Annotated in this window: 14 protein-coding genes and 1 pseudogene; 2 read left to right on the top strand and 13 right to left on the bottom strand. The window is 57.2% G+C overall.

Going from position 1 to position 9343, the window contains the following annotated elements; translation table 11 throughout:
* Positions 1 to 6: 6 nt before the first annotated feature.
* Both ACYZTM_RS01880 and ACYZTM_RS01875 read right to left on the bottom strand, forming a co-directional pair.
* A pseudogene (locus ACYZTM_RS01880) lies at positions 7 to 713 on the bottom strand (hypothetical protein).
* Positions 714 to 716: 3 nt separating this feature from the next.
* The gene (locus tag ACYZTM_RS01875) at positions 717 to 983 is read right to left on the bottom strand and encodes a hypothetical protein (protein WP_461986684.1); all 267 of its coding nucleotides are present in this window, start codon (positions 981 to 983) and stop codon (positions 717 to 719) included.
* 93 nt (positions 984 to 1076) lie between these two features.
* Between ACYZTM_RS01875 and ACYZTM_RS01870 the strand changes: the two genes are divergently transcribed.
* On the top strand, positions 1077 to 1673 hold the full coding sequence (locus tag ACYZTM_RS01870) for a hypothetical protein (protein WP_461986682.1): 597 nt from the start codon (positions 1077 to 1079) through the stop codon (positions 1671 to 1673).
* Positions 1674 to 1746: 73 nt separating this feature from the next.
* Here the strand turns inward: ACYZTM_RS01870 and ACYZTM_RS01865 are convergent, their stop codons facing one another.
* From ACYZTM_RS01865 to ACYZTM_RS01845, 5 genes are all read right to left on the bottom strand, one after another.
* Entirely contained in the window at positions 1747 to 2373 is a 627-nt protein-coding gene (locus ACYZTM_RS01865) for a hypothetical protein (RefSeq protein ID WP_461986680.1), read from the bottom strand.
* Complete coding sequence (locus ACYZTM_RS01860) at positions 2370 to 2960, bottom strand: hypothetical protein (RefSeq protein ID WP_461986678.1); 591 nt, start codon at positions 2958 to 2960, stop codon at positions 2370 to 2372. Before ACYZTM_RS01860 ends, ACYZTM_RS01865 begins: the two co-directional genes overlap by 4 nt.
* Positions 2961 to 3376: 416 nt before the next feature.
* Positions 3377 to 3979, bottom strand: a complete 603-nt coding sequence (locus ACYZTM_RS01855) for a hypothetical protein (RefSeq protein WP_461986676.1) — start codon at positions 3977 to 3979, stop codon at positions 3377 to 3379.
* A gap of 106 nt (positions 3980 to 4085) precedes the next feature.
* On the bottom strand, positions 4086 to 4811 hold the full coding sequence (locus ACYZTM_RS01850; RefSeq protein WP_461986674.1) for a hypothetical protein: 726 nt from the start codon (positions 4809 to 4811) through the stop codon (positions 4086 to 4088).
* A complete protein-coding gene (locus ACYZTM_RS01845; RefSeq protein WP_461986672.1) occupies positions 4808 to 5053 on the bottom strand; it encodes a hypothetical protein in 246 nt (81 codons plus the stop codon). The genes ACYZTM_RS01850 and ACYZTM_RS01845 overlap by 4 nt, the downstream gene beginning before the upstream one ends.
* Before the next feature lie 445 nt (positions 5054 to 5498).
* On the opposite strand from ACYZTM_RS01845, the gene ACYZTM_RS01840 reads away from it, so the two are divergent.
* The gene (locus ACYZTM_RS01840; RefSeq protein ID WP_461986670.1) at positions 5499 to 5741 is read left to right on the top strand and encodes a hypothetical protein; all 243 of its coding nucleotides are present in this window, start codon (positions 5499 to 5501) and stop codon (positions 5739 to 5741) included.
* Positions 5742 to 5806: 65 nt separating this feature from the next.
* Here the strand turns inward: ACYZTM_RS01840 and ACYZTM_RS01835 are convergent, their stop codons facing one another.
* From ACYZTM_RS01835 to ACYZTM_RS01810, 6 genes are all read right to left on the bottom strand, one after another.
* A complete protein-coding gene (locus ACYZTM_RS01835; protein WP_461986668.1) occupies positions 5807 to 6622 on the bottom strand; it encodes a YfdQ family protein in 816 nt (271 codons plus the stop codon).
* A 36-nt stretch (positions 6623 to 6658) separates the two neighbouring features.
* Positions 6659 to 7006, bottom strand: a complete 348-nt coding sequence (locus ACYZTM_RS01830; protein ID WP_150748789.1) for a hypothetical protein — start codon at positions 7004 to 7006, stop codon at positions 6659 to 6661.
* Positions 7007 to 7091: 85 nt separating this feature from the next.
* Positions 7092 to 7466 carry a hypothetical protein gene (locus tag ACYZTM_RS01825; protein ID WP_461986666.1) on the bottom strand — a complete coding sequence of 125 codons (375 nt, stop codon included), beginning with the start codon at positions 7464 to 7466 and terminating at the stop codon, positions 7092 to 7094.
* A gap of 1 nt (position 7467) precedes the next feature.
* Complete coding sequence (ssb, locus tag ACYZTM_RS01820) at positions 7468 to 7947, bottom strand: single-stranded DNA-binding protein (protein ID WP_461986664.1); 480 nt, start codon at positions 7945 to 7947, stop codon at positions 7468 to 7470.
* A gap of 9 nt (positions 7948 to 7956) precedes the next feature.
* On the bottom strand, positions 7957 to 8574 hold the full coding sequence (locus ACYZTM_RS01815) for a lambda exonuclease family protein (RefSeq protein WP_461986662.1): 618 nt from the start codon (positions 8572 to 8574) through the stop codon (positions 7957 to 7959).
* A complete protein-coding gene (locus ACYZTM_RS01810) occupies positions 8558 to 9340 on the bottom strand; it encodes an ERF family protein (RefSeq protein ID WP_461986660.1) in 783 nt (260 codons plus the stop codon). Before ACYZTM_RS01810 ends, ACYZTM_RS01815 begins: the two co-directional genes overlap by 17 nt.
* Positions 9341 to 9343: the final 3 nt, after the last annotated feature.

The raw sequence follows: 9343 nt of genomic DNA, 5'->3' as shown, positions 1-9343 counted from the left end.
GGATGATCATGGCTGCACCTTCTTGAATTCGATGACCCAGACCCACGGGTTGGAATCCCAATTTCCGCCGGTTGAGTTCCAGAGATTGGCGAACGCCCAGCGCGGTGCACCCAGGCATTGTTCATGACTGGTTGTCTTGTCCCACATCCAGCCATCGCGCTGCTGGTGGGTGGAATCAGGCATAGGGCATGTGCCTATGTCGGACCAGCCGTTGCCGTAGTGCCCGCACTTGCGCCCGTAGTCGGTGAAGAAACATCCCTCGGCAATTGACTGCTCATCACTGATGTCCTGCAGCCGCTCGACCCTGACATCGGTGATCTCCAGCAGGATGCGGCTGTCACGCCTGAACATATGAATCGCAGGCGTCACTTCTTGACCTGACAGTGGGCGCCGTCGTACTGGTCGGCGCGGTAGGTGAGCCGTGGGCCGATATCGGCGTGCGTCTCCCGCACCCACAGCCGGTCACCTTCCTGCCCAAAAGGACACTTCAACGACCACTCTCCGTCGAATGTGATGGCCCCAAACAGCTCAGGACCGGGCTGCTCAACACCGCTGCGGTCGATCTTGATCGGGTTGAACGTGCTCACCGCTACAGGCGTGCTGCCAGAAGGCTGAACCTTGAACGCTCGACGCGTGACCGTCTTCCTGCCTTCCAGGATGGCGCGCACCATCGGGGCCGAAAACAAGATCGGCCGTTCTTTTATGTCGGTCATGTGTCACTCCGTACCGGCAAGCCAGGTTGGTTCAGTCGCCGCTGCCAGCCATTCGCGAAGAGTGCCGACGATTTTGGTGCGGTCATCCTCGTCGCACCACGGTTTATCGAGCTGGTCCTCATCAACCAGCCCGACATCCCAATCTGCATAGTTGATCGGTTCATCACCGTTCGTGTTGGCCAGCACAGCAATGGCGCCGTCTTCGTCGAAGGCTGCGACAAAATCGCAATCACCGACTGCGTAACACTTCAGTGCGTTTTCTTCAGGCATGACTGTTCCTTTGCCGCTATAGCGGCTGACTTTGAAGGGGGAGTGAGTTACTGCGGGGTGATATGCTGGAGGCATTTGCATTAGGAGCGATTTATGGATTTACAGTTAAAAGATTGGTTGACTATTGGGGTTTCGGCACTTGCACTTTTGGTCGCGGCGACGAGTTTTTATTACGCTAATGTTCATAAGCCTGCTGCTGCAAAGCTTACTCTTTTAGGTCGTTCACAAGATGCTGAAGTAGTAGCTGTAAAAATTGATGAGAAAAATCTCTATATTCAACACCGTAAAATAATAAGTAAGGCTAGAACAAATCTTAGTTACAGTCTTAGCAATACAGGGAAGCAAGCTCTTTGCGTTAAAAGCGTAGAGGTTCTGCGGGGGCCAAGTAAAAGTGGGAATTTGAGGGATTCTAGGCCTTTTTTGCCTATTTCTAGTCCTGGTATTTCAAGTTTTGTGCTCGAGCCCGGCGATATTAAGATTCTGGAAGTTGGTTATGATGATGAAAGTGACAGCCAAGGACTTGCTGAAAATAAGTATCGTTTGCTTAGTCTGGAGCTGGTCTCGGCAGATGGCTCTCGATACCAAGTGTGCCACGACATTACAAATGTTATGTCGATAGTCTCGCTTCATGATCCATTATGGGACGGTGTTTCGCTTGGCGGACCAGTTCGCTCTGAAGGGTATATTTAATATGCCGCCGAGATGATTTTCACCGGCATCGTCGAGTGTTGAGCGCAATAGTGAGAATGAGTCAGGTGCCCGCCTACTGCTGCTCCTGACGCAGCGCCGCCTGCACCGCATCAACTACTCGCCGCAGGTACGTGAACTTGTGGTTTTCTTCGGTGGCGCGGTCACCGACGGGGTAGTGCCACTCTTCTCCGAACAGCTCTGTGAGCAGCTCGCTTTGATGCCAACACTCGTTGGTGGATTCGATGTTGCGAAGTTCGTCGACTCGATTGAACAGGCGACGCGCGTCTTCCGCATCGAGGCTGCCTTCCTCCCAGTCCGACTTGTTGCGGCCGCGCCGCCGTTCAAGGATGCACTTGCGGGCCAATGCCTCGAGCGCATCACCGGTGAACTGTGTATCGCTGATCCCTCTGTCCAGGCAGTTCAAAACATAGTGCCAGTCGCAGTCGGCAACGAACTCAGCAACGGTGCGCGGCCCCATGCCGCCCCAGTAGGCGTTCCAGCTATTGTCCCAGCAGTTGATGGTGATCTTGCCCTGGGCGGTCTGGTAGTTCGGGTTCGATTCTATCGGGCAGTCGCGGCGGCCAAAGTCTTCGAGGAATACGGTGATCGGGTCAAGCCTTGGCGCGCCGGTGATGACCAGCTTCGTCACTGTCGAGCGCTCAACCTTCAGCGGCTCAGCGATTACGTTTTGAGTGGTCATGCTGCCTCCTTCGGCATGTAGGTCAGCGTGCCGTCGAGGATCGCTTCCTTGATGGCGTTGAACTCCCACGCGTAGTACTGGGAATCGACGTAGACGCGCATGCCCTTGCGGTAGTCGTGCTTCTTGCGCCGGATAAATGCTTCTGCCGCGTCTTTCGTGAAGTGAGCGTTGACGTACTCCCACTCGTCCCGGATGCCGGTCACATAGTGGTTTTCGCGCTTTTCAAGAATCTCCCACTGGTCATCCTCATCAGCTTTCATGAACTGATGCTCGCACCAGGCTTGCGCCTCACGGTTCAGGTCGGCCCGACCATCTTCGTCCAGATCTTCCCAGTATTCCTTTGGGGTTCTCCATTCCGTCTCGTCGCAGATGACGACCTTCTCTTCGGCGTAATCCATATCCAAACCGTAGATGGTGGTGCGCTTTTGGACGATGAAGATGGCGCAGGAGGTGCAGTGATCACGGACACCAGCGCCGACACAGTCGTGGCGCAGGCGCTGAACGAAGTCAGCCCAGGTATCGGCGTCGAGAGTGCTGGCCGTGGCCAGACTGCGAACTGGCTCGGTGATTTTGTTTTCTGTGGGCATGGGGCGTCCTTGGCCGGGTCATGCCCGGGCGGTGGCGTGATAGGTATTTTTGGGCTATTGGTTGACGGCCTGGTATGGGGCCGGATCAAATGATTCGAGATGACAAGCCAACCTGTCCGAAGTGCGGCGGAATCAACTTCATGGCGGTCAACAATGGCCACGTGCAGCGGACTGGCTATGCTATCCCGATGATTGTTTATGCTGACTCAAACTGTCTGGTGGTTATTGGCGCTCTTCCGCCGAGTGCTGTGTGGGAGGAGAAGCATTCTGTGAAAGGGCAATAGAACCAAGCCCACTCGGTCTGCGCATCGGGCAAGGGCGGTGGCTGTAGGGTGGGTTAGGTGCACTTTCCCTCAACTATCCCACCCAAGGTGTGAATCCACAAAATACGTGCTCCACGAACCGACACGCCGCGCTCAGCAGCCACCCAGTTTCGGTTCTTCCGCGCGGTCTGCCGTGGGCATTCCATTACCGACCTGGATAGCGTTGTATTCACTCAATATCTGGTTAGAGAGTGACTTGGCTTCGTCGTAGGTGCCCACATGCACATTCTTTGAATACACTCCTCTCCAGCCTTCTGAAGTTAAGCGAGACAATCGGATGCACCAGGTTTGATCTCCTGCTACCCATCGATAAAGCGGTGCGGTGTCGGGAATCCCAGGCGGAAATACGTAGCAGGCAATGCCTTCAGCAACGTAACCCGAGGATGGAGCAAGTTCGCCGTTCTGGTCCAGAGTGTAGAGGTGGTCCCCCGTATTGGGGTTGAACCAACGATACAGCGGGATGGCGCCCTGAAAGCTTGAGTTCGGCACATAACACTCGATCTTCTCGAACACGTAGCCCGCTATTGGCGCGGGGTCCGTAGTGTAGAAGTGATGATTGCTTACCGGATGTCGCCAACGATATAAAGGGGAGGCCCCTTCCTCGGGGTGATCAAATATGTAGCAGGTGATACCTTCAGAAACATAGCCGGAACTCGGCTCATCGGTGCGTGTTGTGTAGAAATGCATGATGCTCATTATTTACTCCTTGAGACAGGTAACGCCAAAACAGTTCGGCGGAACTCTTTTCACGCTGTCTGCGTGGCTCTTTAGTCTAGACAAGCCACAAGGCGCTCGCCGCCAGTTAGAGCGCCATCTCGATTTGATTTTCTCGTTGCCAGACCGGCGAACTGTTGTGTGATTCAATCCGGTCAGCGATTACGTTGGCGCGTTGGCCAGCGGTCGGCGGCACGTACATGCCGAAGCGACTGATACTTCCACCGTTCACCGCGGCGTTCGTGGAGTCCGCAGAGGTGAATGGCATTTGCTGGAAAATGGCCGGGTCGAGCATTCGCAGACCGTGAAGGCGACACGCGGGACGGCCTTGATCGTCACAGATGGCGTCCATGGCTGCGCCCATCCGCTTCCACCAGGCGGCGGTGCCTGGCGACCGCCACTGACCTGAGCTGCCGAAGGCCACGGTCGACCATTCGCTGGCCAGGCGCTGCAGTCGCTCCAGCGACTCATGCAGGTGCCAGACCGGTACCCCGCGCAGCTCCACCGGCCAGGCCGCAAGTAATGCATCGTTTGCCGCCTCATCGCCGTCGATGACGTCTGGTATTAGCGCCCAATCAAAGCCTGGGTGCCGGTGCCACTGCTCAACCCAACGGATATAACCGTCAACGTCCAGCTTTCCGCCCTTGTTCCAGATCGAGAATGCGCCATTGTCGAACACGAACGACTGACAGACCTCAGCGACGATGCCCAAGTCGTCTTGGCGTGGGAAGGGAACCAGTGCGTGCCGACCAGTAAGGAACCTGGCGCCGTCCTGCCGAGTGCCGCCGACCGGAGTGCCGTGATAGTGGATCATCCGCTTAGCCTCACGGTTTCGATCTCCACGCCCTGGTGCACAGCCTTGATGAACTGGTCCCCACCAAAGCGATCGGCCAGTTCATCAGCTATCTGCTCATGCCAGCCAGACTTGATCAAAGCCGCGGCTGTCTTGATATGCTCGACGCGGATCATCGTGAGGCTGCGGATCTCCAGGCTGTAGACGATCGTTTCCCCATCGCCAGGGCAGACGGCGGTGAATGTGTGCCGATAGATGTTCATAGGGGATCCTCGCCGGCTGGCGTGATTTGAGTTTGTGGGCTATTGCTTGATATCTCGGCGCAACGCCGGATAACAGCGAGGTCGGAATGACGCTATTCGTAGAGAGGCCTTATCCTGTGGATTACGTCCACCCAAACGGTAAAAGAGCGAAAATTGATTTCATCTGGGGTGAGCCGAAAAACCTCGCACCAGTTGGAATTCGTGTATGGGGAAGAGACGGTAGTGACGATGTGCTGCTAGCCAAAGAAAGCTGGCCCTGGAGAAGCTTCGATGAAGCAATGAGGCGTGGGATTGGACTCGCTACGAAATGGTGCGAGCGATAAATGTTATTAGCGGCTCACCCTCGCTTTCAACGCGATAGGTGAGGGTGAATTAGTCGATTGGCGTCATCCGAATTTATGGGCTATTGCTTGAGTGCCCACATCCGGGCATCAGGGAGACAGACATGCGCTTGGCGACTAACCGTCCAGGACCGGTGGATTACGTCCATTCAAGTGGGGAGCAGGCGACGATCGATTTCTTTTGGGGTGAGGCTTCAAACGCAGCCCCCATCGGGATCGTTATTTTGCTGCAGGGCAGGGATAAGCCGATAAAGCTCGGTGAGGAAATCGGCACATGGAGCACGTTTGGCGAAGCCAGGCGACGCGGTATCGAGCTGGCTACCAGATGGATTCAGCGCGACAGTTAATTGCTGTCCGACGACGTACGGCGCAATAGGTGATGATGGGTTAGGCCGGTTACCCGGCCTAATGATTACTTCGGATCGAACGCGCCCAGCGACAGCACCGCGGCATCGCCGATCTGATCATGAAGCACCGACTTGAACTCCTGCGCGATTTCTTCGCGCTGGACCTCTTCACCCACCCAACGCAATTTCAGCGCCGGCTGTACACCGCTGGTGATAACCGAAATGCGCAGGATGATCTCGCGCAACTGCAGGCCTTCGAACGGCACTACCGAGAAGATCAGCGAAGTCGGCAGCGTTTCTTTACTGGTCGCCTCGATGGAATCCATGGCGCTGCGGCTGGCGCGAGTCTCGCTGACGGCGTGATCGCTCTCGGACGATGCCTTAACCGTAATAGTGCGCACCGCTGCAATGGCTTTCACCAAGCTGATGTTCTGGTTGTCTTCGTCGACGGCCGACAGGGTGCTGTGCCAGTCCTCGATCCAATCGCTCATGTCTTTCTGCGACATGGCCCGTCCACTGATTGCCTGCACCGCCTGGTAACCGGCCGTTGCCTTCAGCTTTAGCACGGCCCGATCATCGGCATGGCCAGGAGCCTCTTCGGTGCCGAGGTTAAACAGCACTGAGCAGGTCATCTCGTCTTGATTGATAAAGCCCTGGGCATTTGCGACCGTTCGGTCGGTGACGTATTTGCCGAAATCCAACAGGGAGTTGGTGGAGAAGGTGCCACGGAAGCGGCTGCGGAATGCGCCGAAGGCTTCCAGACTGATTACCTTTGCGCCTTCAGGAAGCACCGCGGTTGGCATGTCAGTATCGAGCGCTTTTGCCGTGGCAATCAGCGCAGTATCGGTGATCAGTTGAATTGCTTCTTTCGTGAGGGACATATTTCAGGTCTCTATGGGGAAGGGGGCTGCGTGGGATCAAGTGCGGCGCGGGATTGGCGCCTCGTCCCGGGTGAACATTTGGTCGTGCTTCTCAGCAAACAGCGAGATCTTGCCGCCGCTCCCAACGTGCATGGGAGTGTCGAGGCTGGTGTTCTCGCTGCGGGTGCCGCGCTTGGTCGGAACCTTGTAGTCGAGCTTGTGTTTGATCTTTACCTGGCTGGATTCGCCGATCTGGCTGAAGTCCAGGGTGATCACCAATTTGCCGACCTTGCCGTGATCCACTACGCCGGCGGCGACTTCGGAAAGGGCGTGGCCGATCTGGCTGGCGAACGCGCCGCCGTTCAGTTCTTCAAGGAACTCTGCGGTGTCTGTTGCGATTGGCATGGTGCTTTCTCCGATGGTGTTTTTATCCCACTGGCCGGCACCGCCAGCCAGGTTTGTCGTTTGCGTTGCTGCACGCGGAAGCGTCTCAAGTCAGCTTCCCGCCTTCTGCGAGTTCGATCCGGTACCGCGCGGCGATCTGCTCGACCTGCGGAGTCGTCAACTTCTCGCCCAGAGCGCGCAGCTTGTTGCGCACCTCGATGGGCGTTCGCCGGACCGTGCCGAACTCGGTGACGATGGCGGCAGCGTCGCGAATCAGCTTCGCCAGCTCGCCTTCCTTCTTGGTGAAATCTCGGCGCGCATCCTTGCGACGGGTGATCGCTGAGTTCCACATGCTGATCGGCTTGGGCTGGGTTTCGCTGAGCCCGCACTGGCGAACCCGGCCTCCAGATGCAAGGAAGGCCGCAGTTGCGGCCTCAATGGGTGCCTGGCGTTCGTAGCCAAGCTGAATGAGTGTGTTCATATCAGGCACCGTTCAGATGGTGGTGAGGGGCGAAAGGGATGTCGTCGTCGAAGCTGTCGAAGTCCGGCCCGTTTGTGCCTTGCTGATTTTGTGCTGGGCGGGCCGCAGCCTGCGGCCGGGATTGCTGCGGCCTGGCCTGCTGTGCCGGCTGGCTGGCCGCTTGAGGTGGAGAGCCGGCGAACTTGATCACTATGATTCGCCCCGTGAGCTTGTAGCCTTCACCGCCGCCAGTCTTGGCGTAGGTTTCAATGTGGGCGTCGTCCATGGTGAAGTGGACTTGCTGCCCTTTGAGCAGGTAAGGCGCCATCCCTTCGGCCTGCTTTCCCCAGAGAGTGGCGTCAACCCATTGGGTCGGGCGCTTGCCGTCGACCTTGCGACCGTAGTCGCAAGCCAGTGCCAGATTGATCACGGCGTCACCGCCGGGGGTGTAGCGAAGCTCAGCGTCACGGCCAATGCGGCCGACGTCGGTAAGTGTGGGCATGGGGTTTCCTTAAGCGGCGATGCCGAGCACGCGATTCATGCGTTCGTCGAGGATTTCGTAGAAGGTTTTGACTCGTTCGCTCATCTTGCGAATCATCACTTCGTCGCGGTAGGCGCGTTTCACGAACAGCTTCATGCCCGGCCAGTAGCTGACGAAGTCGATCCACTCGCGATCCGACACCCACAAGCCACCCTGGCACTGCGCGACGTGTTCCTTCGGGATATCACCGGAGAGAATCACTTCGACCTGAAACTTTGGCAGTTTGGTTTTGATCTCGCAGAGCCCGTCTTCACCGATCAGTGAGTCAGGCGAGTAGCCGATCCCATGGTTCAGGATTATCCCGACCTGATTCGTTGTGACGTCCACCTGAGACTGATACAAGCCACGAGCCACGCCTTCGTACTCATGTCCGCGTTCCGTGTGACGGTTACCCTGGAATGGGTCGGCAGCCTCGCCGGTGATGCGCTCACCAATCAGCGTGTTCATGTACGTATAAGCACCGGCGCCGAAGCCGGCTTCGCCCTTGCCGTTTACCAACAGGCTATCCAGCTCCGAGCAGGTGACGATGCCCAGGCGCAGATCCAGCCATTCTTGCGTGCCTTGCTCCACATTACTGATGATTCGCATCGTCTTTCCCCTCGGTGGTTTTGCTGTTTTGAGTTGCTGACTTGGTGAGCATTGCGAGCACCTGGTCGAACACCGCTTTCTCGACAGCGGTCGGTGTCCCGTGAATTCCTGCGAACGCCGCTTTCGCTTTGTCGCTGCACTTTTCCAACAGCATGGCGATCTGCGCAGCCTGGGCGGACGTGACTCGCGGCGTTACTTGCGCGCCCGGCCCATTACCGTCGTCGTCTTCACCAGTTGTGGTGATGTTCAGCAGTAGGCCCGCGGTGTACCGCTTGCCGTAGCTGACGCTGGAGGCAACTGCCTGCACGCCGTTCTTGCTGCCCGAGGCGTCGACTGGCAAAACGATCGATGTCATTTCGCGATGTCCGGCCCGGTGACTCAGCACGCCTTCAACCTCGATACCTCGCTCGTTGCGTGGCGTACGGAAGGTGATGGCAAAGCCATACTTGGCCATCACCGGTTTGATCATCTCGTTGACGTCTTCCCAGAGTGCGTAGGTGCTCTGGATGCGGCCGCTCTTGTCCTTGATCCCGCCACGCTCGCCGATCACCGGCATCTCTTCCTGCAATTGGGCCAAGGCGTCGTCGTACTGCTGTTTCGCCTGCTGTGCCTGAAAGCGTTCGTGCATCGCCATCAGGCGTTCCATCTTGTCGATGTCAGCGTCCGGCGACATCGCCACCTGCTGGATGATCGACATGATCGTCGCGGATTCGGTTTGTACGGCCGGCAAGCGCTCGACCTTGTCTGTCACTGCAAGATTGCTCATGGC

It is taken from the genome of Pseudomonas sp. MDT2-39-1 (assembly GCF_054898085.1).
This window is presented reverse-complemented; position numbering and strand designations above follow the sequence as displayed.

Bases quoted from the DNA above. Each gene is read 5' to 3' on its own strand.
- ACYZTM_RS01875 (WP_461986684.1), bottom strand. From the start codon at position 983: ATGCCTGAAGAAAACGCACTGAAGTGTTACGCAGTCGGTGATTGCGAT.
- ACYZTM_RS01870 (WP_461986682.1), top strand. From the start codon at position 1,077: ATGGATTTACAGTTAAAAGATTGGTTGACTATTGGGGTTTCGGCACTT.
- ACYZTM_RS01865 (WP_461986680.1), bottom strand. From the start codon at position 2,373: ATGACCACTCAAAACGTAATCGCTGAGCCGCTGAAGGTTGAGCGCTCG.
- ACYZTM_RS01860 (WP_461986678.1), bottom strand. From the start codon at position 2,960: ATGCCCACAGAAAACAAAATCACCGAGCCAGTTCGCAGTCTGGCCACG.
- ACYZTM_RS01855 (WP_461986676.1), bottom strand. From the start codon at position 3,979: ATGAGCATCATGCATTTCTACACAACACGCACCGATGAGCCGAGTTCC.
- ACYZTM_RS01850 (WP_461986674.1), bottom strand. From the start codon at position 4,811: ATGATCCACTATCACGGCACTCCGGTCGGCGGCACTCGGCAGGACGGC.
- ACYZTM_RS01845 (WP_461986672.1), bottom strand. From the start codon at position 5,053: ATGAACATCTATCGGCACACATTCACCGCCGTCTGCCCTGGCGATGGG.
- ACYZTM_RS01840 (WP_461986670.1), top strand. From the start codon at position 5,499: ATGCGCTTGGCGACTAACCGTCCAGGACCGGTGGATTACGTCCATTCA.
- ACYZTM_RS01835 (WP_461986668.1), bottom strand. From the start codon at position 6,622: ATGTCCCTCACGAAAGAAGCAATTCAACTGATCACCGATACTGCGCTG.
- ACYZTM_RS01830 (WP_150748789.1), bottom strand. From the start codon at position 7,006: ATGCCAATCGCAACAGACACCGCAGAGTTCCTTGAAGAACTGAACGGC.
- ACYZTM_RS01825 (WP_461986666.1), bottom strand. From the start codon at position 7,466: ATGAACACACTCATTCAGCTTGGCTACGAACGCCAGGCACCCATTGAG.
- ssb (WP_461986664.1), bottom strand. From the start codon at position 7,947: ATGCCCACACTTACCGACGTCGGCCGCATTGGCCGTGACGCTGAGCTT.
- ACYZTM_RS01815 (WP_461986662.1), bottom strand. From the start codon at position 8,574: ATGCGAATCATCAGTAATGTGGAGCAAGGCACGCAAGAATGGCTGGAT.
- ACYZTM_RS01810 (WP_461986660.1), bottom strand. From the start codon at position 9,340: ATGAGCAATCTTGCAGTGACAGACAAGGTCGAGCGCTTGCCGGCCGTA.